Raw genomic sequence first — 25,305 nt, 5'->3', positions numbered from 1 at the left:
GCCGACCTTCAGGGGGCCGCCCTGCACCGGGGCGCTCACTTCAGCCTGCTCGACGCGAGGACGGACACCAGGTGCAGCAGCGTCTGCAGGAGCGCGATGCCCGCGAGCACCGCGACGCCCAGACGCGAGAAGTACAGGTCGCCCCGCATCTGGTCCACGACGGCGAGGACGAGGATCAGCAGGGACGCCTCGATGCCGAGGACGAGCCGGTGGAACTTGAGCGCGGCGGCGGCCCGGCGGGCGAGCGCCATGCCGGAGGAGCGCGGCGTGGCCGCCGCGTCCTTGACCTGCGGGAGCCCGGCCTGGTGACGGGCGACGCCGACGAGGTCGGTCTCGGCCTTGATCAGGATGGCGCCGAGCGCGGCGAGCGTGCCGAGGAAGGCCCAGAGCCAGTCGATGCGGCCGGGGCCCCACAGGTCGGCGGCGCGCAGGCCGAAGCCGACCAGGACCGCGGCGTCGCACAGGTAGGCGCCGACCCGGTCGAGGTAGACGCCGGAGAGCGAGAACTGCTTCTTCCAGCGGGCCACTTCGCCGTCGACGCAGTCGAGCAGCAGATAGCCCTGGACGGCGATGACGCCGAGGACGGCGCCCCAGACGCCCGGCACGAGCAGGGCCGGGGCGGCGAGGACACCGCTGAGGGTCATCAGATAGGTCAGCTGGTTCGGCGTGACCTTGGTGGTGACCAGGACCCGGGTGATGCGCAGCGAGATCTCGCGCATGTACAGGCGGCCGCCCCAGTGCTCGCCGCTGACCCGGTCCTTCACACCCGCCGGGTGCACGACCGGGCGGAGCTCAGCTACGGATGGTCTTGGCATAGTCGGCGTACGCGTCCCTGATCTGGTCGGTGGACAGGTCGAGGTGTTCGAGGATGGTGTAGCGGCCGGGCCGGGTCTGCGGGGCGAACTCGACGGCCTGGACGAACTCGTCCACGCTGAAGCCGATGTCCCCGGCCGTCACCGGCAGGGCGTGCCGGCGCAGTACCTCGGCCATGTGCGCGGACTGCTCGGTCGCGCCGCGCAGGTGCATGGCGAACGCGGCGCCCAGACCGCACTGCTCACCGTGGCTCGCCGCGCGCTGCGGGAAGAGCAGGTCGAAGGCGTGGCTGATCTCGTGGCAGGCGCCGGACGACGGCCGGCTGTCGCCGCTGATCGACATGGCGATGCCGGACATGACGAGGCCCTCGGAGAGCGTGACGAGGAAGTCGTCGTCGCCGACGGTGCCGGGGTGGCGAAGGACCGCCTCACCGGCGCTGCGCGCCATGGCGGCGGCCAGGCCGTCGACGGGCTCCCCGGTCTCGCGGTGCGACAGCTCCCAGTCCGCGATGGCGGAAAGGTTGGAGATCGCGTCGCCGATGCCCGAGCGCACGAAGCGCGCGGGCGCCTCCCGGATCACGTCCAGGTCGATGAGGATCGCCAGCGGGGTGGGCACACCGTAGGAGCCGCGCCCGTTGTCGTTGTCGAGGGTCGAGATCGGCGAGCAGATGCCGTCGTGCGAGAGGTTGGTGGCGACCGCGACCATGGGCAGCCCGACCCGGGCCGCCGCGTACTTGGTCACGTCGATGATCTTGCCGCCGCCGAGCGCCACGACCGCGTCGTAGCGCTTGCCGCGCATCTGGTCGGCGAGGGTGACCGCCGCGTCGATGGTGCCGCCGTCGACCGCGTACCAGTCGGCGCCCGGAAGGAGCGGGGCGAACTGCTCGCGCAGCTTCTGCCCCGATCCCCCGCTGACCGCGATCGCCAGGTTGCCGTTGGCGGAGATCCGCTGGTCGGCCAGGACGACGGCGAGGTCGTCCAGGGCGCCGCGGCGGATGTCGACGACGACCGGCGACGGAATCAGTCGCGTCAGTACTGGCACGCGATCTCACGGCCCTTCGCCAGGTCGTCGTGGTTGTCGATCTCGACCCACGACACCTCGCCGATGGGGGCCACGTCGACGGTGAAGCCGCGGTTGACGAGCTCCTGGTAGCCGTCCTCGTAGTAGAGGTCGGGGTCGCGCTCGAAGGTGGTCTTCAGGGCGTCGGCGAGCTCCTCGGCGGCCTCGGCCTCGATGAGCGTGACGCCGATGTACTCACCGGTCGCGGTCGCCGGGTCCATCAGCTTGGTGATGCGCTGGACGCCCTTGCCCTCGGCGGTGATGACCTTCATCTCCTCGTCGGCGAGGGACTTCACCGTGTCGAGGGCGAGGATGATCTTCTGGCCCTTGCCGCGGGCGGCGAGCAGCGTCTTCTCGACCGAGACGGGGTGGACCGTGTCGCCGTTGGCGAGGATCACACCGCGCTTGAGGACCTCACGCGCACACCACAGGGAGTACGCGTTGTTCCACTCCTCGGCCTTGTCGTTGTCGATCAGCGTGATCGCGACGCCGTACGTGGCCTCCAGGGCCTCCTTGCGCGCGTACACGGCTTCCTTGCGGTAGCCGACGACGATCGCGACCTCGGTGAGGCCGACCTCGGCGAAGTTCTTCAGCGCGATGTCCAGGACGGTGGTGTCACCGTCGACAGGCACGAGGGCCTTCGGGAGCGTGTCGGTGTAGGGGCGCAGACGCCGTCCGGCACCGGCGGCCAGTACGAGGCCAATCATGCTGTTTCTCCTTCGTCATGTACGGCAGGTGCTCCGGAGGACACCCAGAACCGGATGGACTCCACGAGCACCACGAGCGCGATGACCGCCGTGAGGGCGGTGAGCGCCAGGGTGAAGTCTGTGCCCCGCGTGGCGAGGACGGCGGCGAGCACCGTCACCACGAGCGTGCGGCCTTCCTGGCCGCCGATCACCCGCACCAGCCAGTGCGGCGGCGCGCCGGAGCCGCCCTTGATGCGGTAGACCGTGTCGTAGTGATGGTAGGCGACCGCGGATACGAGGCCGAAAGCCGCGGGAAGGGCTCCGTCCACGTCCGAGCGGGCCGCCAGGATCAGGACCGTGCAGTATTCGGCCACCCGGAAGAGCGGCGGCACGAGCCAGTCGAGGGCGCCCTTGAGGGGGCCGGCGACGGCGAGGCCGGACAGGACCGCGTAGAAGAGGGCCGCGACGACCATCTGGCCGCTGCCGACGGGCTGGGTGAGCGCGGCGGCGATCAGTGCGGCGGCTCCGACGGCCGCTACCACGGGGGCGCCCGGAATCCGGGGCGCCCTGGCCGCGACGAGCTGCGCGAGCGGACCGCTGTCGGCGAGGTCGACGAGGGCCCGCGCCGCACGGTCGGTGCGGGTGGCGCGACGGGTCAGGGAGCGCAGGACGCGGCCCGCGGTGGTGTAGCAGGCGGCGAAGGCGCAGCCGATGAGCAGGGCGTAGAAGACGACGCGGGGTGTGGTGACGGCGGTGAGGACCGCGATCATCGCCCAGCGCTCGCCGATGGGCAGCACGATCATGCGCCGCACCCACACCGTCCAGCCGACGGAGTCGAGCCGGTCGGAGAGGGCCGCGGTCGGACTGGTGTTGGCGGTCGCGTCCGTGCCCACGACGTGCGCCTCGTTGTACGAGAAGTCCACGACATGGCGGCAGGTCTGGAGCACCATCGCGCCGAGCGCGAGCGCCCACACGTCGTCGCCGCCCCGAGCGGCGCCGAGGGCGAGGCCCGCGTAGTAGGCGTACTCCTTGGCGCGGTCGAACGTGGCGTCGAGCCAGGCGCCCATCGTCGAGTACTGGAGCGAGTAGCGGGCGAGCTGCCCGTCGGTGCAGTCCAGGACGAAGGAGAGGAGCAGCAGCACACCGGCCGCGACGTAGCCGCCCCGGGTCCCGGTCGCCGCGCAGCCGGCCGCGATCAGCGCGGTGATCAGCGAGGCCGTGGTGACCTGGTTGGGGGTGAGGCCGCGGCGGGCGCACCAGCGGGCGATGTAGCGGGAGTAGGGGCTGATGAAGTGGGTGGTGAAGAAGCCGTCGCGGGACTTGACCGCGTTGCGCAGGCGGACGGCTTCGTCGTCCACGGCGGCGACGGCGCGGGCGGCCTCGGCCGCGCTCTCGTCGTCGGCGGGAACGCTCGCCACGAGCGAGCCGAGTTCGGGGTGGTGCACGGCGACGCCGTCGGTCTCGATGGCCGCGGCGACGTCGTCGGCGAGCACCGAGGCGATGCGGACCGGCGTGGTGGGCTCGGCGGCGGCCTCGGTCAGGGCGCGGGCGAGCGCCGGGCGGGCCTCGGCCTGGACGGCGAGGGCGCCCGGAACGGAGGCCGCGGGGAAGCGGGGGTCGGTCAGCGCGAGACGCAGCGCGTGGAGGTGACCGACGAAGCGCGGGTCGACCAGGGCGACGCGCTCCCCGGCCGGTACCTGACCGACCAGGCGGGGCAGCTCGTCGGGGAGCAGGGCTTCTCGTACGTCGAATCCCAGCGCGCGCAGATCGGGTCCGAGCTGCGATCCGGGTACCGGCGGACCGGTAAGGATGGCGGTCGACAGACGAATCCACTCCTTGCGACTGACATGGCTGAGGTCCGACGGCCAGGCCCGACAGGGGGCGGGCGGCACGTCGGCAGAGGCTATCGGATGCACGGAAGCGGGAATTCACTGGCCGTTCACGCCCGATGGGGCCCGGGGGCTCCCGGTGCGGGACGCCGCGATCATCATGGTGGATCAAGGGCGCACCCCACAAACCAAGGGCGACCGGGGCCCGGCCGAGGAGCGATGCGGCCGCGCCAACGCGACCGCTACGTGATCGGTGCGGCGCTCTGACCTGCGAGCATTTCCGCAGGTCAGAGCAGATGACAACGGTGTTCAGTGCCGTGTTGCAGATACCCCCTACCCGTAGTTCACTGGCCCCTCATAGAGACGTCGGGATTGATCGGAAACAGATCCGGGAGGGCCTTTCATGGGGGCTGGGCACGACCACGGACACACACACGGCGGGCCGCCGCCGACGGGCACCGCGGCCGCCGCCTACCGGGGACGACTGCGCATCGCGCTCGGCATCACACTGACCGTGATGGTCGTGGAGATCGTCGGCGGTCTCCTCGCGGACTCCCTCGCCCTCGTCGCGGACGCGGCGCACATGGCGACGGACGGCCTGGGGCTCGCGATGGCGCTGCTCGCCATCCACTTCGCCAACCGCCCGGCCGCCGGCAACCGCACGTTCGGGTACGCCCGCGCCGAGATCCTCGCCGCGCTCCTCAACTGCATGCTGCTGCTCGGAGTGGGCGGCTACATCCTGTTCGAGGCGGTGGCGCGCTTCGTCGAGCCGGCCGGCACCGCGGGCGGCACCGCCGTCGTCTTCGGCCTGATCGGCCTGGTCGCCAACTCCGTCTCGCTCTGCCTCCTGATGAAGGGGCAGCAGGAGAGCCTCAACGTGCGCGGCGCCTTCCTCGAAGTGCTCTCCGACGCGCTCGGCTCGGGGGCCGTCGTGGTGGCCGGTCTGGTCATCATGACCACCGGCTGGCAGGCGGCCGACCCGATCGCCTCCCTGGTGATCGGCGTGATGATCGTGCCGAGGACCGTCAAGCTGCTGCGCGAGACCCTCAACGTCCTGCTCGAATCGGCTCCCAAGGGCGTCGACATGGCGGAGGTGCGCTCACACATCGTGGAGCTGCCGGGCGTCGAGGACGTACACGATCTGCACGCCTGGACGATCACGTCCGGGATGCCGGTGCTCTCCGCGCACGTGGTGGTCAGCCAGGAGATGCTCGACTCGGTGGGGCACGAGAAGCTCCTGCACGAGCTGCAGGGATGCCTGGGCGACCACTTCGACGTGGAGCACTGCACCTTCCAGCTGGAGCCGGGCGGTCACGCCGAGCACGAGGCGCGGCTCTGTCACTGAGTCGGGCGGTGGTTCGGGCACGGGTTCGGGACGGTTCCGGCGGGGCCGTGTGGGGCATGACATGCGGATGCCGGTCAATGGCGGACACACCGCTTTTGTACGGCAGACTGGGCAGCCGAGGACCGAAGCGAAGGATGGTTATGCCGAGCACACCAGCCACCACGGCGAACAACTCGTCGAACGGGACCACGGGCGCCGCCGCACCGGAGATCATGCTCGAACTCGTCGACGAGAGCGGCAACACCATCGGAACGGCGGAGAAGCTCTCCGCCCACCAGGCGCCCGGCCAGCTGCACCGGGCGTTCTCCGTCTTCCTCTTCGACCAGGCGGGCCGGCTCCTGATCCAGCGCCGGGCGCTCGGCAAATACCACTCCCCCGGTGTCTGGTCCAACACGTGCTGCGGCCACCCCTACCCCGGCGAGTCCCCGTTCGCGGCGGCCGCCCGGCGCACCTACGAGGAGCTGGGGATCTCGCCGACGCTGCTCGCCGAGGCCGGCACGGTGCGCTACAACCACCCGGATCCGGACTCGGGTCTGGTGGAGCAGGAGTACAACCACCTGTTCGTGGGACTCGCGCGGTCGCCGCTGCGGCCCGACCCCGAGGAGATCGGCGAGACGGCGTTCGTGACGCCGGAGGAGCTCGCCGAGCGGCACGCCGCCGTCCCGTTCTCGGCGTGGTTCATGACGGTGCTCGACGCGGCGCGGCCCGCGGTGAAGGAGCTCACGGGGCCCGACGCGGGCTGGTGATGCCCGGCAGGGGTGCCAGCGGGAGTGCGGCCCACACGATCTTTCCGCCGCTCGCGGTCTGCTCGACGTCGCACACCCCGCCGGCCTCCTCGGTGATCTCCCGGACCAGGAGCAGGCCCCGGCCGCCGGTCTGGGCGTAGTCCGCCTCCAGCGCCTTGGGGCGGTAGGGGTGGTTGTCCTCGACGGACACCCGGATCCATTCCGCCCCGATCGCCACTTCGACGGCGACCTCCGGGGAGAGCAGCACCGCGTGTCTGACCGCGTTGGTGACCAGCTCCGAGACGATGAGCAGCAGCCCCTGTACGAGGTCGTCGTGGGCCGGCACTCCCTGGCGCCGCAGCAGGTCGCGCACCGCGTGCCGGGCCTGCGGCACGGAGACGTCGACGGCGGGGGCGGTGAACCGCCACACGCCCTCGTACGACTGCTGCCGGGCCGGGGCGGCGGGTTCGGGCGGGAGGCTCCCGCGGATCTCCATGTTCTGGCACCCACCTTTTTGCGGCTCGACGGCACACCCCACTCCTCATGAGTGTCGGGAATGCGCTGGTCCGGACCGGCCGACTGAACAGAAGTCAGCATCTATCGCCGCTTTTTGATGAGTGATGGAAGAGAAAGTCATCTCGGCGGCGGGTTCTGCTCCCCCTCTGACGGCTTTGCCATGGCTTGCGGGGGTGTCGGAGACATCGGAGGTGTGCGTTTCGCGTCCTCGGGCGAGGTCACCGCGTCGCTCACAAGAGTGACGATTCTGCGTCCGCCCACCCCGATGGCGATCAGCCCGAGGCCGTCGAAGAGGAGCGCGAGCGAGAAGAAACAGCCGATGACGTACCGGCTGTTGCTCGGCCAGTTAGCGAGCACCAGGACGCCCAACAGGACGCCGAACGCGCCCTGCACCAGCGTCCAGCCGAACTGCGGCCCGCGCACCACCACGCTGCCGGCCAGCCGGAAGACGCCGCCGGTCAGGAAGAGCAGGGCCGCGAACATGGTGAGCGCCTCCGCGCTGCCCTCGGGGCGGCGGATGATGACGACACCGGCGGCCAGGTTCAGCGCGGCGACCACGACGGCGAGCCAGAAGAAGCGGGAGCCGCGCGACTGGATGGCGTGCGCGAGCCCGACGACGCCGCCGATGAGCAGCAGCCAGCCGAAGAGCAGCATCGTGGTGAGGGTGGCGAACTCGGTGTAGGCGAGGCCGACGATCCCGGCCACCACCAGGACGGCTCCGAGCAGCGCGAGGAGGCCGAAGCTGCGGCTCAGCCGTCTGCCTTCGCGCCCGGCGTCCGTCGTGCCGCCTTCGCCTTCGACGTTCCGCGTGGGTTTGGCCATCAGCGTCTCCTCAGCGATCCGCGTGCGACCCCCCTTGCGATCATAGGGAGCGGGTGCCCGGATAGCATCCGGCGCATGCAGCCGCAGCTACAGCAGAGCGTGAGCGAGGGTGTCGCCACCGTCGTCATCAGCAACCCCGCCAAGCGCAACGCGATGACCTCCGCCATGTGGGGCGCGCTGCCTCCGCTGCTCGACGGGCTGGCGGCCGATCCGCGTGTACGGGCGCTGGTGCTGACCGGTGCGGGCGACACGTTCTGCGCCGGGGCGGACATCTCCTCGCTGCGCGAGCCTGGCGAGGACCCGCGGGCGCTCGCGGTACGGGCCGAGGAGGCGCTGGCCGCCTTCCCCCGGCCGACGCTCGCCGTGGTGCGCGGGCACTGCGTCGGCGGCGGCAGCCAGTTGGCGGCCGCCTGCGATCTGCGGTTCGCGCGCCAGGGTGCGCTCTTCGGCGTGACACCGGCCAAGCTGGGCATCGTCTACCCGGCGTCCTCCACCCGGCGCCTCGCCTCGCTCGTGGGGCCCGCGACCGCCAAGTACCTCTTGTTCTCGGGTGAGTTGATCGACAGCGAGCGCGCGCTGCGCACCGGCCTGGTCGACGAGGTGCTGCCCGAGGGCGAACTGGGCATGCGGGTGGCCGAGTTCACCCGCGTCCTGGTGTCGCGCTCGCAGCTCACCCAGGCGGCGGCGAAGGAGTTCACGGACGGCCGGGAAGGCCGCGAGAGGTACTGGGCCGAGCAGGAGCGCGCCGGCGGCGACACCGCGGAGGGGATCGCCGCCTTCCTGGAGCGCCGGCCGCCGCGGTTCACCTGGCCCGTCGGCCCCTCAGCGGCCGTGAGCCCCGTCAGCCCCGTCAGTCCCGGGGAAACCCGTTCGACCTGAACTGCTCCACCAGGTCGGCGGGGGCCTTGTGGGGCGAGCCCGCGTCGTAGGGCGGCTGCGGGTCGTACTCGATGAGCAGCTGGACGGCCTGCGCGTACCGGTCCCCGGCGATCTCCCCGAGCAGGGTGAGTCCCATGTCGATGCCGGAGGAGACACCGGCGGCGGTGACGTACTTGCGGTCGACGACGACCCGCTCCCCCGTCGTGCTCACCCCGTACGCGGCCAGCTGGTCCAGGGCGAGCCAGTGCGAGGTCGCCCTGCGCCCCTTGAGGAGCCCGGCCGCGCCGAGCAGCAGCGAGCCGGTGCAGACCGAGGTGGTCCAGGTGGAGGCGATGTCGGCGGCGCGCAGCCAGTCCAGGAGCGGTCCGCCGTGCAGGTGCGGCTCGACGGCTCCGGGCGGGGCGCCGGGCACCACCACGATGTCGGGCCGCAGCACATCGGCGAAGGCCTTCTCGGCCACCAGGGTCAGACTGCCGCTGTCATTGCGGACCGGCCCGGCCTGCTCCGCGACCAGCACCGTCTCGGCGCCGGGGAGCCGGCTGAGGGTCTCGTACGGCCCCACCGCGTCCAGCGCGGTGAACCCGGGGTAGAGGGCGACGGCGATCAGCATGGGCTGTCCTTCATCGGAGGTCGGTGGATGGCGCGGGCGGGGTCCACGCCACGCACTCGCGTCGCGGGAGGCGCCGTCGCCGGGCGCGCGTCAGACGGAGGCGGGGCGGAAGCGGCGGCGGTACTCGGCGGGAGCGGTGCCCAGGGCCTTGACGAAGGCGCGACGCATCGCCTCGGGGGTGCCGTAGCCGGCCGCGCGGGAGATCTCCCGCACCCCGTCGGGGGTCTCCTCCAGGAGGCGCCGGGCGTGTTCGAGCCGGACCCGCTCGACGTAGCGGCCGGGGGTCGTGCCGGTCTCGGCGTGGAAGGCGCGGGCGAAGTGGCGCGGCGAGAGCCGGGCCCGGCGCGCGAGGGCCTCCACGCACAGGTCGTCGTCCGGGTGCTCGGTGATCCACTGCTGGAGTTCGCGCAGCGGCTCGCGCCGGGCGGTCTGCGCGGCGAGCTGCGCGCTGAACTGCGCCTGGTTGCCCGGCCTGCGCAGGAACACCACGAGGATGCGGGCGACGGCGAGGGCGGTGTCCCTGCCGTGGTCCTCCTCGACCAGGGCGAGGGCGAGGTCGATCCCCGCGGTGACCCCGGCCGAGGTGGCGATGCGCCCGTCCCGTACGAAGATGGGGTCGGCCTCCACCCGTACCGCGGGATAGCGGCGCGCCATGTCGGCGCAGGACGCCCAGTGCGTGGTGGCCCGGTGCCCGTCGAGCAGCCCGGCCTCCGCGAGGAGCAGCGATCCCGAGCACACGGAGACCAGGCGTTCGGCGCCCGGCCCGTGCGCCCGCAGCCAGTCGACGAGGCCGGGCTCGGGGCGGTGGGCCCCGTCGCCGCCGGGGACGAGCAGGACACCGCCGGCTCCGGCGTCCGCGAGCGCGCTGTCCGGCATGAGGCGCAGGCCGCTGTGCGAGGCGACGGGCGCTCCGTCCAGCGAGGCGAAGCGCGTGCGGTAGGCGCCGGGGTCGCCCAGGACGCGCCCGGCCGTGGCGAACACCTCGGCGGGTCCGGTCACATCGAGACTCTGGACGCCGTCGAAGAGGACGACCAGGACGGAGCGCTGCGTCATGCTCCCCATCCTTGGGCTCCGCCACGATGGCCGCAATGACGAGGATCCCACCTTTCCTGCCATCATCGGCGCGATGCCGCCCTCCCGGCCGGATGCGGCCCACCCCTTCACGACGTACCGACCAGTCGGTAACGTTCAGGTCATGAGTTCTCTCCCGCCGCGCGCCGCACGCCACTGCCACAACCCCGTCAACTCGCTGCACTCGACGATCTACTTCTCGCCGGACTTCACCAAGGAGCTCGCCGGGCTCGGCATCGAGGACCGCGGCGCCGCCTACTTCGCCGGGCGGTCGGCCGCGATGGGAGCGGTGGGGCCGGGCGCCGTCGCCGCGGCGTTCTACAACTTCAACTACGCCCTCATCGCCCGGCACCTGCCCGCTGTGTGGCGCACCGCCTCCCCCGAGGCCGTGCTCGCCGCCCGGCTGCGGGCCGTCGACAGCACGCTGCGCCGACTGCTCGGCGAGGAGGCCTGCGCCTCCGACGAGATGGCCGAGGCCGCGCGGCTCGCGCTGCGCGCCACCGAGGGCTGCACCCGGCACGCCCGCCCGCTGTACGCGGCCCACGCCGACCTGCCCGTCCCGGAGCAGCCGCACCTGGCCTACTGGCACGCGGCGACGCTGCTGCGCGAGCACCGGGGCGACGGCCACCTCGCCGCCCTGCTGGAACTCGGACTCGACCCGCTGGAGGCACTGGTCAGCCACACCGCGACGGGCAAGGGCATGGTGCCGCGCTGGGTCCTCGCCACCCGCGGCTGGCAGGAGTCGGACTGGGACGCGGCCTCCGGCCGGCTGCGCGAGCGCGGACTCCTCGACGCCGACGGCGAGTTGACGCAGGCCGGGGTGGCGCTCCGCGCCGACCTCGAAGACCGCACCGACCGCCTCGACCTCGCCCCCTACGAACTCATCGGCGAGCAGGACGTGGCGCGGCTCACCGAACTCGCCAAGGGGTTCCTGGTGACGGCGGCCCTGGCGGGCGGCTTCCCGGCCGACCTCGTCGGCAAGGGCTGATCGTCGATTGCCGTCGCCGCCTGCCACAATGGCGCCCCAGGCTCAGCGAGAAGGCGGTACGGCAACGTGACGACGTCCATCGAAAGCAGGATCGCCGAGGAACTCGGCGTACGGGAGCGGCAGGTGCAAGCCGCCGTCGGGCTGCTCGACGGCGGGTCCACCGTCCCGTTCATCGCTCGCTACCGCAAGGAAGCGACCGAGATGCTGGACGACGCCCAGCTGCGCACCCTCGAGGAGCGGCTGCGCTACCTGCGCGAACTGGAGGACCGCCGCGCCGCGGTCCTGGAGTCGGTACGGGAGCAGGGCAAGCTCACCGACGCCCTCGAAGCGCAGATCCGGGCCGCCGACACCAAGGCGCGCCTGGAGGACATCTACCTGCCGTTCAAGCCCAAGCGGCGCACCAAGGCGCAGATCGCCCGCGAGGCCGGTCTCGAACCGCTCGCCGAGGGACTGCTCGGCGACCCCTCGGTGGACCCGCTCGTCGCGGCCGCCGCCTTCGTGGACGGCGACAAGGGCGTGGCCGACGCGGCCGCCGCCCTGGAGGGCGCCCGCGCGATCCTCGCCGAGCGGTTCTCGGAGGACGCCGATCTGATCGGCGAGCTGCGCGAGCGCATGTGGACCAGGGGCCGCCTCGCGGCGAAGGTCCGCGAGGGCAAGGAGGAGGCGGGCGCCAAGTTCGCCGACTACTTCGACTTCACCGAGCCGTTCACCGCGCTGCCCTCGCACCGCGTCCTCGCGATGCTGCGCGGCGAGAAGGAGGACGTGCTCGACCTCGTCCTCGAACCCGAGGAGCCGTCCGCCGAGCCGGGTCCCTCGACCTACGAGAACATGGTGGCGCGCCGCTTCGGCGTCGCCGACCGCGGCCGCCCCGGCGACAAGTGGCTCGGCGACACGGTGCGTTGGGCCTGGCGCACCCGGATCCTGGTGCACCTCGGCATCGATCTGCGGCTGCGCCTGCGTACGGCCGCGGAGGACGAGGCGGTCCGTGTCTTCGCCTCCAACCTGCGCGACCTGCTGCTGGCCGCCCCGGCCGGCACCCGCGCCACGCTCGGCCTCGACCCCGGTTTCCGTACCGGGGTGAAGGTGGCCGTCGTGGACGCGACGGGCAAGGTCGTCGCCACCGACGTGATCCACCCGCACGTCCCGGCCAACAAGTGGGACCAGGCGCTGGCGAAGCTGGCCGGGCTCTGCACGGAGCACGCCGTCGAGCTGATCGCCATCGGCAACGGCACCGCCTCCCGCGAGACGGACAAACTCGCCGGTGAACTCATCGCGAAGCACCCGGAGTTGAACCTCGCGAAGGTGATGGTGTCCGAGGCCGGCGCTTCGGTGTACTCGGCTTCCGCCTTCGCCTCGCAGGAGTTCCCCGACATGGACGTGTCGCTGCGCGGCGCGGTCTCCATCGCCCGGCGCCTCCAGGACCCGCTCGCCGAACTCGTGAAGATCGACCCGAAGTCGATCGGGGTGGGCCAGTACCAGCACGACCTGTCCGAGGTGAAGCTGTCGCGCTCGCTCGACGCGGTGGTCGAGGACTGTGTGAACGGCGTGGGCGTCGACGTCAACACCGCCTCCGCGCCGCTGCTTTCACGCGTGTCCGGCATCGGCTCGACGCTCGCCGAGAACATCGTGGCGCACCGCGACAACAACGGGCCGTTCCACTCGCGCCGGGCGCTGAAGGACGTGGCGCGGCTCGGCCCGAAGGCGTACGAGCAGTGCGCGGGCTTCCTGCGGATCCGCGGCGGCGACGACCCGCTGGACGCGTCCAGCGTGCACCCCGAGGCCTATCCGGTGGTGCGGCGGATGGTGAAGACGGCGGGCAGCGAGGTCGCATCGCTCATCGGCAACACCGGGGTGCTGCGCTCGCTGCGGCCGGACGACTTCGTGGACGAGACCTTCGGTCTGCCCACGGTCACCGACATCCTGCGCGAGCTGGAGAAGCCGGGCCGTGACCCGCGTCCGGCGTTCAAGACGGCCACCTTCAAGGAGGGCGTCGAGAAGATCGGCGACCTGGCGCCCGGGATGGTGCTCGAAGGGGTGGTCACCAATGTGGCGGCGTTCGGCGCGTTCATCGACATCGGTGTGCACCAGGACGGGCTCGCGCATGTCTCGGCCCTGTCGAGGACGTTCGTGAAGGACCCGCGCGACGTGGTCAAGCCGGGCGACATCGTCAAGGTGAAGGTCCTCGACGTGGATGTGCCGCGCAAGCGGATCTCGCTGACGTTGCGTCTCGACGACGACGCGTCGGCGCAGGGCGGCGCGCCCCAGCGGGAGCGCGGCGACCAGGGCCAGGCGGGCCGGAGCGAGGGCGGCGGCCGTCCTCCCCGGCAGCGGCAAGGCCAGGGTCAGCGCCAGGGGCAGGGGCAGAGCCAGCAGCGCCGGGGTGGCTCCGGCGGAGGGGAGGCGCGGGGCGGCAACCGCCAGGGCGGCGGCCAGGGCCGCGGCTCGGCGCCGGCCCCCGCCAACAGCGCGATGGCGGACGCCCTGCGCAAGGCGGGCCTGGTCGACCCGAAGGGCCGCGGCGGCCGCTGAGCCGGGCGGGACCACCACTGCGGGCGTACGGCCGACTGCCGTACGCCCGCTCGCGGGTGACGGGCCCTCAGCTCTACCGGGCGGGGGGCTCAGTGCCCGGCAGCCCTCCCGGGCGGGGGGGCTTAGTGCTCGGTCACCTTGCCGTCCGCGACCTCCAGGCGGCGCGTGGTGTGGACGGCGTCCAGCATGCGCCGGTCGTGGGTGACCAGGAGCAGCGTGCCCGTGTAGGAGTCGAGGGCCGACTCCAGCTGTTCGATGGCGGGGAGGTCCAGGTGGTTGGTCGGCTCGTCGAGGACGAGCAGGTTGACGCCCCGGCCCTGGAGCAGCGCGAGCGCCGCGCGGGTGCGCTCGCCCGGTGAGAGCGATCCGGCGGGGCGCAGCACGTGGTGCGCCTTGAGCCCGAACTTGGCGAGCAGGGTGCGGACCTCGGCGGGCTCCGTGTCGGGTACCGCCGCGCAGAACGCGTCGAGCAGGGGGTCGTCCCCGAGGAAGAGCCCGCGGGCCTGGTCGACCTCGCCGACGACGACGCCCGAGCCGAGCGTGGCGTGCCCGGCGTCGAGGGGCAGCCGGCCGAGGAGGGCGGCGAGCAGCGTGGACTTGCCGGAGCCGTTGGCGCCGGTGATGGCCACGCGGTCGGCCCAGTCGATCTGGAGCGTGACCGGTCCGAAGGTGAAGCCCTCGCGGTGCACCTCGGCATCGCGCAGGCCGGCGACGACGGCGCCGGAGCGGGGCGCGGAGGCGATCTCCATCCGCAGCTCCCACTCCTTGCGGGGCTCCTCCACGACGTCGAGGCGCTCGATCATGCGCTGCGTCTGGCGGGCCTTGGCGGCCTGCTTCTCGCTGGACTCGCTGCGGAACTTCTTCCCGAGCTTGTCGCTGTCGGTCGCCTTGCGGCGGGCGTTCTTGACGCCCTTGTCCATCCAGGAGCGCTGCATCTGGGCGCGGCCTTCGAGGGCGGTGCGCTTGTCGGCGTACTCCTCGTAGTCGTCGCGCGCGTGCCGGCGCGCGGTGGCACGCTCGTCGAGGTAGGCCTCGTAGCCGCCGCCGTACAGGTTGATCTGCTGCTGGGCGAGGTCGAGTTCGAGGACCTTGGTGACGGTGCGGGCGAGGAACTCGCGGTCGTGGCTGACGACGACGGTGCCGGCCCGCAGCCCCTTCACGAACGCTTCGAGCCGCTCCAGGCCGTCCAGGTCGAGGTCGTTGGTCGGCTCGTCGAGCAGGAAGACGTCGTAGCGGGACAGGAGCAGCGAGGCGAGGCCGGCGCGGGCGGCCTGGCCGCCGGAGAGCGCGGTCATCGGCTGGTCCAGGCCGGTGGTCAGGCCGAGCGAGGCGGCGACCTCCTCGGCCCGCTCGTCGAGGTCGGCGCCGCCCAGTGCCAGCCAGCGCTCCAGGCTGTCGGCGTAGGCGTCGTCGGCGCCGGGCGCCCCGTCGACCAGGGCCTGCGTCGCGTTGTCCATCGTCTCCTGGGCGGCGGCGACACCGGTGCGCCGCGCGAGGAAGGCGCGGATCGTCTCGCCGGGGCGGCGGTCGGGCTCCTGCGGGAGGTGGCCGACGCTCGCGCCGGGCGGGGAAAGCCGCAGCTCGCCCTCCTCGGGCGCGTCGAGCCCGGCCAGCAGCCGCAGCAGGGACGACTTGCCCGCCCCGTTGGGTCCGACGAGGCCGATGACGTCTCCGGGGGCGACCACCAGGTCGAGCCCGGCGAACAGGGTGCGGTCGCCGTGGCCGGCGGCGAGGTCCTTGGCGACGAGAGTTGCAGTCATGAGATGACCGATCTTAAGCCGTCGCCCGGCCGGCTCCCATCCCCGTCCTCCCCACGGCCCCCCACGGCTCCGCCCGGCCCCCGGCACCGGCGGGCACGGCGTCATGGCCGGAACGGGGAGGATGATCCGGAACACGATGCGAGACTCGTCGGTACGGGGCCGGCCACCGGGCCGACGGGCAGGCGCCCGGCGCGGAGCCGGCCCGGCCGCCGTCCCGTCCACCCGCTCCCCCGGAGGTCCCCGCACCATGCACCCCGCCACGCCGTCCAGCTGGCTCTTCGCCGGGAAGCCGCGCCCCGGCGCCCCCAAGCTCTACTGCTTCGCGCACGCGGGCGGTTCGGCCACGGAGTACCTCCGCTGGGGCCGCGACCTGCCGGACGCCGAGTTCCACGCCGTGCAGCTGCCCGGCCGCGGTTCGCGGTACGGACAGCCGATGTTCCGCTCCATGGAGGAGCTCGTCACGGCGTTCGTCGACGAGGTGCCCCTGGGCCCGGAGCCGTACGCCTTCTTCGGGCACAGCCTGGGCTCCCTCGTAGCCTACGAGGTCACGCGGGCCCTGCGGGACGCGGGCCGGCCGCTGCCCGCCCGGCTGGTCCTCTCCGCGTTTCCCGCGCCGCACCACCGTCATGCACGCGCCCTCGACCCGCTGCACCGGCTCTCCGACGACGACCTCATCAGGCGGGTGGCGGAGATCCACGGCGGGATACCGCAGGAGGTCCTGGACAGCGCGGAGCTGCGGGAGCTGGTAGTCGGCGCGCTGCGTGCCGACTACCGCGTCCTGGAGACGTACACATGGCGGGAGGCCGCCCCGCTGCCCGTGCCCATGACGGTGCTGGGCGGCCGCGACGACTACAGGATCGACCTCCTCGACGACTGGCGCAGTCACACCACGCGGGACCTGACAGTACGTCACTTCCCTGGCGGCCACTTCTACTTGCGCGACGAGCCGGGTCCGGTGCTGCAAGCCCTGGCGCAGGCGCTGTCGGACGTGAACACCCCGGCGGGCGGGCCGGCGTTCTGAGCCGCCGGCCGCGCCCGCACGGCGTGGCCGGGGCGACGGCGGCGTCCGCGCCGTCACCCCGGCTGTCGCCGGACCGGTCCGTCAGGGCCTGGGGTCGCCGGGGAGCCGCTGGGTCATCCGCGGCACCGGCACCCCCTTCGGCGCGACCGGGCTCTGCGCGTCGCTGCGCGCGGGCGAACCGGCGGTGGCCCGTGCGAACGCTCCGGCGCCGCCGACGAACGGCACCTGGGCCCCGGTACGCCTCAGGTCGAGCGTGAGGGTGGGCCTGCTCGCCGGCGGGTCGATGAGGCCGTTGTCGGTGCCCGCGACGATCAGCGCGAGCCGGTGCCCCGCGGGCACGACGTGGTCGGTGGCGGCCAGGTCGATCGTGAGGGTGTACGCCTTGCCCGGCGTGAGCGGGACGCCCTTGCGGTCGGACGCGTAGTTGCCGAGGTCGGCCCAGCCGCGGCTGAAGACGGTGGCGCCGACGGAGATCCTGTCCGCCGATGTGGTCAGGTAGCAGGAGCTGTCCCCGGCCGTGCTCGCGCCCCAGCAGGTGCGGTCGGTGCCGGTGAGGATGCCCTCGCCCGGCCCCGCGTAGTTGCGGATCGTGTCGGGTCCGAGGTCGACGAGGACCGCGGAGAGATGGGCGCTGCTCGTGGTCGGGGTCGCGGTGACGGTCACCTTGGACGAGCCGGACACCCGCAGGTCCTTGGTGAGCGGTCGGGTGGTGAAACCCGCCTTGTCGGGCGTCGACTTGTCGATGTCGGCGGCCCAACTCGTCTCGTCGAGCGCCGGGTTGTCGGTGAACGTGGCCGTCGACCCGGCCGGGGCCCGGCCCGCTGAGAGCGCTCCGACGCCCGGAACGGGACCGTTCACGGGGTGCACGGTGGTGGCCGCGGTACCCGACGGGGGCCACACGCGGTCGGTGGTCCACTGGTCGGGGTGACGCTCGATGTCGGCCATGGGCTGCCGCTCGATGCCGTTGTCGTAGCCAAGCAGGTAGTGGTCGAACCACTGGTGGAGGACCGGGACCCAGTCGGCGCGCCGGTAGTCGAACGGGTCGACGTGACCGGTCCCCGACAGCCAGATCTTGCGCTCGACGCCGTTGGCGGCGAGGGCGTCCCACCACTGGCCGAAGTTCTTGGTGCGGACGTTGAGGTCCTGCATTCCGTGGACGACGAAGACGCTGGCCTTGACGTGGTCGGCGCGCAGCACGTAGTCCCGGTCGTTCCACAGCTTCGTCCAGTCACCGCTGCGCGGCGATCCGGCGACGAGCTTCTGCTGAGCCGCGGCGCAGTGCGCCTGCGCGTCCGGGCTCTCCACCGCGTCGGCGAGGTCGGCGGGTCCGCCGTCGTACAACGGGGCGCCCTTGGCGAAGTAGTAGTCGTACCAGGAGGAGATGGCGCTGATCGGCACGATCGTCTCGAGGCCCTCGACGCCGGTGGCCGCGACGCCGTTGGCGATGGTGCCGTCCCAGCTCTTGCCGATCATGCCGGTGCGGCCGTTGGTCCATCCGGCCGTGGCGCGCTCGCCGCCGGTCCGCGTCGTGTAGGCGCGGGCCCGCCCGTTGAGCCAGTCGACGACCGCCTTGGCGGACAGGACGTCGGAGGGGCCGCCGACGTCGACACAGCCGTCCGAGCGGTTGGTTCCGGCCAGGTCGACGCCGACGAAGGCGTAGCCGCGCGGCACGAAGTAGTTGTCGTAGAACAGCGGCATCTGCACGACGTTGCCGTGGGCGTCGTACGTCTTGAGCTGGCTCTCGTTGCCGCGCCCGCAGCACGAGTAGTAGGGGCTGGCATCCATGATGACGGGAACCTTGCGGCCCTGTTGGGCGGGTTCGCGGGGGCGGACGATGTCGACCGCGACCCGGTCGCTCCTGCCGTCCCCGTCGCCGTCCAGGCCGGTGTCGACCCAGACGGCCTCGCGTATCGCGTTCTCGTAGGAGTAGACGGGTTGGCTCTCCTTGGCCCGCGCGGCCTGGGCGCCCGCGGGGGCGAGGAGCACCGCCGCCAGGGCGGCCACGGCCGCGAGGGCGAGGGCTCTCAGGGACCTGCCGGAGCTGGACGTCCGGCGAAACCGCGACGACCTCGATGATCTGGACCTGGGGCGGGTGAACCGCGCACGTATCGCCATGGGCCGGAAGGTACTCCGGTCAACTCCCGCGCAAAAGGGGGTAGGAGAGGGCGGCGGAGTGATGGCGAAGAGGCGCGGAGCGTACGGGTGCGCACACGTCGAGATGTCGGCCGAATGGCGATCGTGTGACAGCAGGGGCCATGGACATGACCGGGGCGGCACGGGCTGAATAAGGTCCGAAGAGATCGTTCACCATCGTTCACCCCACGACGACACTGACGACTTGGAGCTTTTGTGCACCGCAAAATCATCGCCCCGAGCGTGCTCGCCGCCTCCCTGCTGCTGGTGATCCCGGCGTCGGCCGCGGACTTCACTCCGGGCGCCCCGGGCATCGGCGACCCCTACTACCCGGCCAGCGGCAACGGCGGCTACGACGTCTCGCACTACGACCTGAAACTCAAGTACCAGCCGGCCACGGACCTGTTGGAGGGCACGGCCACCCTGCTCGCCACCACCAAGCAGGACCTCTCCCGCTTCAACCTGGACTTCGGACTCGCCGTCAGCGAGGTACGCGTCAACGGCACCCGGGCGACGTTCGCCACGTCCGGCAGCCACGAGCTGGAGATCACCCCGGCCACGCCGCTGCCCAAGGGCAAGTCCGTGACCGTGGTGGTGAAGTACGCGGGCAAGCCGTCCGAGCTGAAGGTCGACGGCTGGACCGCGTGGCAGCGCACCCCGGACGGCGGTGTGGCGGCCCAGGAGCCCGACTCGGCCGTGTGGTGGTTCCCGTCCAACGACCACCCGCTGGACAAGGCCACGTACGACGTGTCGGTGAAGGTGCCCGACGGCACTCAGGCCATCAGCAACGGCGTGCTCCAGAGCCAGAGTTCGAAGATCGGCTGGACGACGTACAACTGGCGCTCCAACAAGCCGCAGGCCTCCTACCTGACCACGCTCGCGGTGGGCAAGTTCGACATCACCACCGACAAGACCGCGAGCGGCCTGCCCGTCATCAACGCGTACAGCAAGGACCTCGGTGACAACGACGGCGCCGTGCGCGCCAGCATCGAGCGCACCAAGGACGTCACGGAGTGGCTTGAGAGCGTTTTCGGGCCGTACCCCTTCAACGCGGTCGGTGGGTACGCACCCAACGTGCCGAGCCATTTCGCGCTCGAAACTCAGACGCGGCCGTTCTACAGCCCCGCCCAGTTCGCCAACGGCGCCAACGTCTCCGTGATCGTGCACGAGTTGGCGCACCAGTGGTACGGCGACAGCGTCTCCGTCAAGGGCTGGAAGGACATCTGGGACAACGAGGGCTTCGCGTCCTACGCCCAGTGGCTCTGGTCGGAGAAGCAGGGGGACGGCACCGCGCAGGAACTCGCGGACTGGGTCTACTCGCAGCACCCGGCGGACGACCCGTTCTGGCAGGTCGAGCCGGGCGACCCGGGCCCGGACAACCAGTTCGACGGCGCGGTCTACGACCGGGGCGCCGTCGCCATCCAGGCGCTGCGCAACACCGTCGGCGACACGTCCTTCTTCAAGATCCTCAAGGGGTGGCCGGCCGAGCACGCCTATGGCAACGCGGCCGTCGGCGACTTCGTCAAGTACGCCGAGAAGGTCTCGGGCAAGCCGCTCGCGGAGCTCTTCGACACCTGGCTCTTCCAGCCGGGCAAGCCGTCCCCGTCGGCGGCCGCCAAGGCCGGGTTCGGCGCCCGCGCCGGAGTGACGAAGGCACCGTCCGCACGGTCCGCGCAGCCCGTCAACCCGGGCGGCTCCACGGCACCGGTCGAACCGAAGTCGTGGAAGAAGATCGTGGAGTCGCATGCGGGGCACGCCGCGGGCCACTGAGGCCGGGGCGAGCCCGGCGGCGGGGCGCCGGTCGGGCGACGGCGGGGTGAGAGAGCGCTCTCGGCGGCGGATCCGCACCCGATACGCTGCCGGGCGAAGCGGCCGTGCCCTGCGGGTGCCGGCGTGCGCGGCCACGAGCCGCGCACGCCGCGCAGCCCCGCCGGGCGCCGCCGCGGCTGTGCTCACGTCTCGCCGATGAGGGGAACTCGCCTTGACCGAGCAGTACTTCGGGACGCGTCCCACGCTCGAAGCCGTCGCGGCGCTCGCCGGAGTCTCCCGGGCGACCGCCTCCCGTGTCGTCAACGGCGGCACGGGGGTGCGCCCGCCCCTGGTCGACAAGGTGCGCCAGGCAGTCGAGGAGCTGGGCTACATCCCGAACCCGGCGGCCCGCTCGCTCGTCACCCGGCGGACCGGCGCCGTCGCCGTGATCGTGGCGGAGCCGGAGACCCGCTTCTTCTCCGACCCCTTCTTCTCGCAGCAGATCCGCGGCATCGGCAAGGAACTCACCGCCCACGACACCCAGTTGGTACTGCTGCTCGTCGAGGACGCGGACGACTACGGCAGGGTGTCGCGCTATCTCGCGGGTGGCCATGTCGACGGGGCGCTCGCCTTTTCGCTGCACGACGACGACCCGCTGCCCGGCATCACCCGCGGGGCCGGTGTCCTGACGGTCTTCGGCGGCCGGCCCGGTTTCCCGACGAACGTCCCCTACGTCGACGCCGACAACCGGGGCGGCGCGCGCGAGGCGGTGCGCCACCTCCTCGCGATCGGCCGCAAGCGCATCGCGCACATCGCGGGCCCGCTGGACCAGACCGCTTCGACGGACCGCCTCGCCGGCTACCGCGACATGCTCCCCGAAGCGGACCCGTCCCTGGTCGCGGAGGGCGCCTTCACCTCCGAGAGCGGGGCGGTCGCGATGACCCGACTGCTGCTCCGCAGGCCGGACCTGGACGCGGTCTTCGCGGCGAACGACCTGATGGCATCGGGTGCGCTGCGGGTCCTGCGGGAGCACGGCAGACGTGTGCCGCACGATGTCGCACTGGTCGGCTTCGACGACATGGCCTCGGTCGCCGAGGCCACCGACCCGCCGCTGACGACCGTGCGCCAGGAGATCGAGGAGATGGGCCGCCTGATGGCACGGCTCCTGCTGCGCGGGCTGGACCAGGGGGGCGCTGAAGTGGCCCCGCCCGCCTCGGTGATCACCCCGACGGCACTGGTCCGCCGCGCGTCGGCGTGAGCGGGGCTCGGGCGCTGGGGAGCCACTGAGAGCGCTCTCGGCTATGCGCCGGTCCGCGCGGAGCCGAGAGCGCTCGGCTCCACACCGGCTCCCGGCGGAGCCGCGGCAGGGGCTCCCCGCCCGTCGGCCGAGCGCCTGAACTCGGCCCGAGCCCGGCGGGCGAGCGGCAGGTACCGCAGCCGCTCCGGCAGGACGGGTCCGACCACGCGCACCACCCGGCCCAGGCGGCGCAGCTTCCGCTCCTGCGCGTCCGTCCACTCCAGGCCGATCGCCTCTCGCGCGTCCGGCGGCATGAAACCGATGGTGACGAACCGGCGGAAGCGCGCGAAGGGCGGCAGCAGGACGGGCCAGAGCGCTCTCAGGAGCAGCCGCAGGGGCAGCGGGCCGCGGTCGGGGGCCGGCACGGACACGTCCGTGGCCAGGAGCTCCTCCACCACGACGTTGGACCGGATCTCGTCGGCGAGGACCTTGCGGTAGTACGGCCAGAACTCCTCGATGGTCCCCGGCATGTCCCGGTCGTTGATACCGAGGATCCGGCCGACCTGCAGCCACTCGGCGTACAGCTTGCGGTGCTGGGCGTCGGTGAAGGGCCGCCCGATGTACTGCTGGGCGTGGGCGTAGACGGGGTAGCCGGTGGCGTGCACCCACGCGTAGTAGGCGGGCGTCAACGCGTGGTAGCGCCGCCCGGTGGCGTCCGTGCCCTGGATGGTCTTGTGCAGTTCCCGGAGCCGGCGCCCCTCCTCGACGGCCTGCTCTCCCCCGTACACCCAGAGCTGGAGTGATCGCAGAGAGCGCTCTCCGCGCCCCCACGGGTCGGTACGGAACACCGAGTGCTCGTCCACCCCGGCTCCGACCGCAGGGTGCGCGACCTGCATGGTGAGCGCGGCGGGCAACGCGAGCAGCATCCGGATGTCGCCGGCGAGACTCCACAGCACACCCCCGGGAGGTGGCGGCGCGGGCACGGGTTCGCGGCGGCTCATCGCTGGTCTCCCTGAGGCTGACGGGTCTGTGGTGCACTGTCGTGCTTGCAGGGATTCCAGTATGCGACCGTGCCGATCACAGGGTCACGCGGGGTCCCGCACACCGGCGGCCACGGGCAGGCCACCCGGGGGCCGAGGGTCCTGCCCACGGCAGAAGGCACGGGTCAGCCACCCGGGCGGGCGCCGAGGGCCTCGCCCCAAGCAGCCGGGGCGAGGCGACCCGCCAACGCCTTGGGATCAGGGCGCGGCCCGCCCGGGGGGGGGGAGGGGCCTGCGCGGGCCCGGCATCCAATAGCCAGGGGCGCGGGGCGAACCGCTCCGGCGCCGAGGCACTCGCACGGGTCCCGCACCAAGTAGCAGGGGCGCGGCGAACTGCGCGGGAAGCGAGCACGGCCCGCACACGACCGCGAGATCAGGGGCGCGGGGAACTGCGCGTGACGGGCCGCGCCTCGAAGGGGCAGAGGGGGGTCCGGGGCCGCAGCCTGAAGGGCCACGAGGGGCAGGCGTCGCACCGCCAAGGGCCGGGGTCACACCCCAGGGGCCGGGGTCGCACCGCGGGGCCGGGGGCGCACCCCAGGGGCCGGGGGCGGCGTCTCGGCGGCCCGCCGCGCACCCCGGCCACAGGGGCTGAGCCCCTGAAGCCGAACCTCGGCCCGGGAGCCGAACCGCGGCCCACGAACCGCTACGCGACGCCCCCGCCCCACTGCTTCAGCGACCGGCCCCGGTCGGAAGGGGCTCACCCAAGACGCGGCCCGCCAACTCAGCGGCCAACTCGTGTACGTAGGGGCGGAGTTCAGCCTCGGCCGCCGCACGCGCCGCGGCGATCCCCGCAGTCGCGGCGGCAAGGTTCTGATCGCGCTCCCGAGCGCCCTCCGCGCGCGCGGCCGCTATCGCCGCGGCGCCCTCCTCCTTGGCCTGCTGCCGGATGCGGGCCGCCTCGTGGCGGGCCCCGGCGAGTTCGGCCTCGTACCGGGCGCGCACCTCGGCCGCCTCCGCGAGAAGGAGCTCGGCCTCGTGGTCGCGCCCCGTGGTCAGCGCCTCGCGCTCCTCCAACGTCCGCTTGATGCGCGGCAGCAGCACCCCCGCCACCAGCCAGAAGCACAGCGCGAACGACACCAGGCCGATCGCGAGGTCCGGCACCGCGGGGTTGAGGGGGCCCACATTCATGGGGAGCAGGTTCACGCCGACACCTCTCTCGCACGCCCCGGCCGGAGCCGCCGGAGCTCTCGTACTCCTGATCGTACGACAGGGGCAAGTCTGTGGACGCAGAGAGGTTACCTCTAGGTAACCGCAGCTGCTTTGATGTGCGCGCCGGTCCAATACGCCCGCAGAACACAGGAGTTCACGTGCCGCATTCCTCGCTCCGCCGGGTCCCCGGGGCAGCTCTCGCCGCCGCGCTCGCCGTCGTCACCGCGCTGACGGCCACGCCCGCCACCGCTGCCGCGGCCACGCCTCCCCACCTCAAGGTGCTGACGTACAACACGTTCCTGATGAGCCAGAGCCTGTACCCGAACTGGGGCCAGGACCACCGGGCCCAGGCGATCCCCGCCGCACCCTTCTTCCAGGGCAACGACGTCGTGGTGCTGCAGGAAGCGTTCGACAACTCCGCCTCCGACGCGCTGAAGCGGAACGCCTCCGCCCAGTACCCCTACCAGACACCCGTCGTCGGCCGGAGCAAGGACGGATGGGACGCGACGGGCGGCTCGTACTCCTCGACCACGCCCGAGGACGGCGGCGTCACCCTGCTCAGCAAGTGGCCGATCCTGCACAAGGAGCAGTTCATCTACAAGGACGCCTGCGGCTCCGACTGGTGGTCCAACAAGGGCTTCGTCTATGCCGTGTTGGACGTGAACGGCACCAAGGTCCATGTCGTCGGCACCCACACCCAGTCGACGGACTCGGGATGCGGCTCGGGCGAGGCGGTCAAGGACCGCGCGCTGCAGTTCAAGGCGATCAAGTCGTTCCTCGACGCCAAGAACATCCCGGCGGGCGAAGAGGTCATGGTCGCGGGCGACTTCAACGTCGACTCGCACGGTTCCGAGTACGCCTCGATGCTCGCCAACGGCGGCCTGGTCGGCGCGGACTCGCGCACGGGCCACGCGTACTCCTTCGACACCGCCGAGAACTCGATCGCGCGCTACCGCTATCCCACGGACCCGAGCGAGGACCTCGACTACGTGCTCCACGTCGCGGGCCACGCCCGCCCGTCCGGCTGGAACAACAACGTGGTGCAGGAGTCCACCGCGCCCTGGACGGTGAGCAGTTGGGGCACCGACTACACCTACAGCAACCTCAGCGACCACTACCCCCTCCAGGCGGGACGCACCCCCTAGGGCCGGTTCGGCGCCGGTGGCCGGATGAGAACCCACGTCGAGGAGGCGTGATCCGGATCTGGCTATCGTGCGCGGGAGGCCGGCCCGCGCCCTCGTGGCGCGGGGCCGGCCGCTACCCGGTCGGCCGTTGTGCAGGGGGAGGCGTCCAGTGAGGTTCAGCGTTCTATCGGATACGGATCGGCGGAGGCGGCGGCTCGGC

At 72.3% G+C, this 25,305-nt stretch carries 21 protein-coding genes; 9 read left to right on the top strand and 12 right to left on the bottom strand.

The features are described from left to right. Positions 1 to 35: 35 nt before the first annotated feature. The 4 genes from OOJ98_RS26095 to OOJ98_RS26080 are packed head-to-tail and all read right to left on the bottom strand — an operon-like array spanning position 36 to position 4,381. Positions 36 to 815 carry a CDP-alcohol phosphatidyltransferase family protein gene (locus OOJ98_RS26095; RefSeq protein ID WP_267057468.1) on the bottom strand — a complete coding sequence of 260 codons (780 nt, stop codon included), beginning with the start codon at positions 813 to 815 and terminating at the stop codon, positions 36 to 38. Next, positions 793 to 1,854, bottom strand: coding sequence for an iron-containing alcohol dehydrogenase family protein (locus OOJ98_RS26090; RefSeq protein WP_267057467.1), 1,062 nt, complete (start codon positions 1,852 to 1,854; stop codon positions 793 to 795). Before OOJ98_RS26090 ends, OOJ98_RS26095 begins: the two co-directional genes overlap by 23 nt. Then, complete coding sequence (locus OOJ98_RS26085; protein WP_267057466.1) at positions 1,842 to 2,579, bottom strand: phosphocholine cytidylyltransferase family protein; 738 nt, start codon at positions 2,577 to 2,579, stop codon at positions 1,842 to 1,844. Before OOJ98_RS26085 ends, OOJ98_RS26090 begins: the two co-directional genes overlap by 13 nt. After that, positions 2,576 to 4,381 carry a DUF5941 domain-containing protein gene (locus OOJ98_RS26080; RefSeq protein WP_267058247.1) on the bottom strand — a complete coding sequence of 602 codons (1,806 nt, stop codon included), beginning with the start codon at positions 4,379 to 4,381 and terminating at the stop codon, positions 2,576 to 2,578. Before OOJ98_RS26080 ends, OOJ98_RS26085 begins: the two co-directional genes overlap by 4 nt. Positions 4,382 to 4,790: 409 nt before the next feature. Between OOJ98_RS26080 and OOJ98_RS26075 the strand changes: the two genes are divergently transcribed. Continuing rightward, positions 4,791 to 5,732 (top strand): cation diffusion facilitator family transporter, encoded by a 942-nt coding sequence (locus OOJ98_RS26075; protein WP_267057465.1) that lies wholly within the window; start codon positions 4,791 to 4,793, stop codon positions 5,730 to 5,732. 140 nt (positions 5,733 to 5,872) lie between these two features. Beyond that, entirely contained in the window at positions 5,873 to 6,478 is a 606-nt protein-coding gene (gene idi / locus OOJ98_RS26070; protein ID WP_267057464.1) for an isopentenyl-diphosphate Delta-isomerase, read from the top strand. Here the strand turns inward: idi and OOJ98_RS26065 are convergent. Both OOJ98_RS26065 and OOJ98_RS26060 read right to left on the bottom strand, forming a co-directional pair. Beyond that, positions 6,453 to 6,953: an ATP-binding protein gene (locus OOJ98_RS26065; RefSeq protein ID WP_267057463.1), complete on the bottom strand. Its 501-nt coding sequence runs from the start codon at positions 6,951 to 6,953 to the stop codon at positions 6,453 to 6,455. The two genes, idi and OOJ98_RS26065, sit on opposite strands and share 26 nt — an antisense overlap. A gap of 137 nt (positions 6,954 to 7,090) precedes the next feature. Continuing rightward, positions 7,091 to 7,795: an HdeD family acid-resistance protein gene (locus OOJ98_RS26060; RefSeq protein WP_267057462.1), complete on the bottom strand. Its 705-nt coding sequence runs from the start codon at positions 7,793 to 7,795 to the stop codon at positions 7,091 to 7,093. Positions 7,796 to 7,870: 75 nt separating this feature from the next. Between OOJ98_RS26060 and OOJ98_RS26055 the strand changes: the two genes are divergently transcribed. Further along, complete coding sequence (locus OOJ98_RS26055) at positions 7,871 to 8,674, top strand: enoyl-CoA hydratase/isomerase family protein (RefSeq protein ID WP_267057461.1); 804 nt, start codon at positions 7,871 to 7,873, stop codon at positions 8,672 to 8,674. Here OOJ98_RS26055 and OOJ98_RS26050 read toward each other — a convergent pair. Together OOJ98_RS26050 and OOJ98_RS26045 are read right to left on the bottom strand one after the other, a co-directional pair. Continuing rightward, positions 8,646 to 9,284 carry a DJ-1/PfpI family protein gene (locus OOJ98_RS26050; protein WP_267057460.1) on the bottom strand — a complete coding sequence of 213 codons (639 nt, stop codon included), beginning with the start codon at positions 9,282 to 9,284 and terminating at the stop codon, positions 8,646 to 8,648. The genes OOJ98_RS26055 and OOJ98_RS26050 overlap by 29 nt on opposite strands. 90 nt (positions 9,285 to 9,374) lie before the next feature. Beyond that, positions 9,375 to 10,337 carry a GlxA family transcriptional regulator gene (locus OOJ98_RS26045; RefSeq protein ID WP_267057459.1) on the bottom strand — a complete coding sequence of 321 codons (963 nt, stop codon included), beginning with the start codon at positions 10,335 to 10,337 and terminating at the stop codon, positions 9,375 to 9,377. A gap of 142 nt (positions 10,338 to 10,479) precedes the next feature. On the opposite strand from OOJ98_RS26045, the gene OOJ98_RS26040 reads away from it, so the two are divergent. Next, positions 10,480 to 11,343 (top strand): hypothetical protein, encoded by an 864-nt coding sequence (locus OOJ98_RS26040; RefSeq protein ID WP_267057458.1) that lies wholly within the window; start codon positions 10,480 to 10,482, stop codon positions 11,341 to 11,343. 66 nt (positions 11,344 to 11,409) lie between these two features. Beyond that, positions 11,410 to 13,872, top strand: a complete 2,463-nt coding sequence (locus OOJ98_RS26035; RefSeq protein ID WP_267057457.1) for a Tex family protein — start codon at positions 11,410 to 11,412, stop codon at positions 13,870 to 13,872. Positions 13,873 to 13,994: 122 nt separating this feature from the next. Here the strand turns inward: OOJ98_RS26035 and OOJ98_RS26030 are convergent, their stop codons facing one another. Beyond that, positions 13,995 to 15,632 carry an ABC-F family ATP-binding cassette domain-containing protein gene (locus OOJ98_RS26030; protein ID WP_267057456.1) on the bottom strand — a complete coding sequence of 546 codons (1,638 nt, stop codon included), beginning with the start codon at positions 15,630 to 15,632 and terminating at the stop codon, positions 13,995 to 13,997. A 247-nt stretch (positions 15,633 to 15,879) separates the two neighbouring features. Between OOJ98_RS26030 and OOJ98_RS26025 the strand changes: the two genes are divergently transcribed. Next, complete coding sequence (locus OOJ98_RS26025) at positions 15,880 to 16,653, top strand: thioesterase II family protein (protein ID WP_267057455.1); 774 nt, start codon at positions 15,880 to 15,882, stop codon at positions 16,651 to 16,653. Between the two features lie 81 nt (positions 16,654 to 16,734). Here OOJ98_RS26025 and OOJ98_RS26020 read toward each other — a convergent pair whose 3' ends face one another. Beyond that, the gene (locus tag OOJ98_RS26020) at positions 16,735 to 18,657 is read right to left on the bottom strand and encodes a Xaa-Pro dipeptidyl-peptidase (protein ID WP_267057454.1); all 1,923 of its coding nucleotides are present in this window, start codon (positions 18,655 to 18,657) and stop codon (positions 16,735 to 16,737) included. 345 nt (positions 18,658 to 19,002) lie between these two features. On the opposite strand from OOJ98_RS26020, the gene OOJ98_RS26015 reads away from it, so the two are divergent. Beyond that, positions 19,003 to 20,556: a M1 family metallopeptidase gene (locus tag OOJ98_RS26015; RefSeq protein ID WP_267057453.1), complete on the top strand. Its 1,554-nt coding sequence runs from the start codon at positions 19,003 to 19,005 to the stop codon at positions 20,554 to 20,556. A 211-nt stretch (positions 20,557 to 20,767) separates the two neighbouring features. Further along, positions 20,768 to 21,793 carry a LacI family DNA-binding transcriptional regulator gene (locus OOJ98_RS26010; RefSeq protein ID WP_267057452.1) on the top strand — a complete coding sequence of 342 codons (1,026 nt, stop codon included), beginning with the start codon at positions 20,768 to 20,770 and terminating at the stop codon, positions 21,791 to 21,793. Positions 21,794 to 21,834: 41 nt separating this feature from the next. Here OOJ98_RS26010 and OOJ98_RS26005 read toward each other — a convergent pair whose 3' ends face one another. After that, on the bottom strand, positions 21,835 to 22,773 hold the full coding sequence (locus tag OOJ98_RS26005) for an oxygenase MpaB family protein (RefSeq protein WP_267057451.1): 939 nt from the start codon (positions 22,771 to 22,773) through the stop codon (positions 21,835 to 21,837). Between the two features lie 708 nt (positions 22,774 to 23,481). Beyond that, the gene (locus OOJ98_RS26000) at positions 23,482 to 23,940 is read right to left on the bottom strand and encodes a hypothetical protein (RefSeq protein WP_267057450.1); all 459 of its coding nucleotides are present in this window, start codon (positions 23,938 to 23,940) and stop codon (positions 23,482 to 23,484) included. 179 nt (positions 23,941 to 24,119) lie between these two features. On the opposite strand from OOJ98_RS26000, the gene sph reads away from it, so the two are divergent. Then, positions 24,120 to 25,106, top strand: a complete 987-nt coding sequence (gene sph / locus OOJ98_RS25995) for a sphingomyelin phosphodiesterase (RefSeq protein WP_267057448.1) — start codon at positions 24,120 to 24,122, stop codon at positions 25,104 to 25,106. The last annotated feature ends 199 nt before the right edge of the window (positions 25,107 to 25,305 follow it).

This window comes from Streptomyces sp. NBC_00083, from assembly GCF_026343295.1.
Lineage (GTDB): Bacteria > Actinomycetota > Actinomycetes > Streptomycetales > Streptomycetaceae > Streptomyces.
This window is presented reverse-complemented; position numbering and strand designations above follow the sequence as displayed.

What these genes read in the sequence shown, in the direction of transcription:
- OOJ98_RS26065 (WP_267057463.1), bottom strand. Translation starts at nt 6,953, where the DNA reads ATGGAGATCCGCGGGAGCCTCCCGCCCGAACCCGCCGCCCCGGCCCGG.
- OOJ98_RS26000 (WP_267057450.1), bottom strand. Translation starts at nt 23,940, where the DNA reads ATGAATGTGGGCCCCCTCAACCCCGCGGTGCCGGACCTCGCGATCGGC.
- OOJ98_RS26075 (WP_267057465.1), top strand. Translation starts at nt 4,791, where the DNA reads ATGGGGGCTGGGCACGACCACGGACACACACACGGCGGGCCGCCGCCG.
- idi (WP_267057464.1), top strand. Translation starts at nt 5,873, where the DNA reads ATGCCGAGCACACCAGCCACCACGGCGAACAACTCGTCGAACGGGACC.
- OOJ98_RS26040 (WP_267057458.1), top strand. Translation starts at nt 10,480, where the DNA reads ATGAGTTCTCTCCCGCCGCGCGCCGCACGCCACTGCCACAACCCCGTC.
- OOJ98_RS26005 (WP_267057451.1), bottom strand. Translation starts at nt 22,773, where the DNA reads ATGAGCCGCCGCGAACCCGTGCCCGCGCCGCCACCTCCCGGGGGTGTG.
- OOJ98_RS26045 (WP_267057459.1), bottom strand. Translation starts at nt 10,337, where the DNA reads ATGACGCAGCGCTCCGTCCTGGTCGTCCTCTTCGACGGCGTCCAGAGT.
- OOJ98_RS26055 (WP_267057461.1), top strand. Translation starts at nt 7,871, where the DNA reads ATGCAGCCGCAGCTACAGCAGAGCGTGAGCGAGGGTGTCGCCACCGTC.
- OOJ98_RS26050 (WP_267057460.1), bottom strand. Translation starts at nt 9,284, where the DNA reads ATGCTGATCGCCGTCGCCCTCTACCCCGGGTTCACCGCGCTGGACGCG.
- OOJ98_RS26025 (WP_267057455.1), top strand. Translation starts at nt 15,880, where the DNA reads ATGCACCCCGCCACGCCGTCCAGCTGGCTCTTCGCCGGGAAGCCGCGC.
- OOJ98_RS26095 (WP_267057468.1), bottom strand. Translation starts at nt 815, where the DNA reads ATGCCAAGACCATCCGTAGCTGAGCTCCGCCCGGTCGTGCACCCGGCG.
- OOJ98_RS26085 (WP_267057466.1), bottom strand. Translation starts at nt 2,579, where the DNA reads ATGATTGGCCTCGTACTGGCCGCCGGTGCCGGACGGCGTCTGCGCCCC.
- OOJ98_RS26030 (WP_267057456.1), bottom strand. Translation starts at nt 15,632, where the DNA reads ATGACTGCAACTCTCGTCGCCAAGGACCTCGCCGCCGGCCACGGCGAC.
- OOJ98_RS26060 (WP_267057462.1), bottom strand. Translation starts at nt 7,795, where the DNA reads ATGGCCAAACCCACGCGGAACGTCGAAGGCGAAGGCGGCACGACGGAC.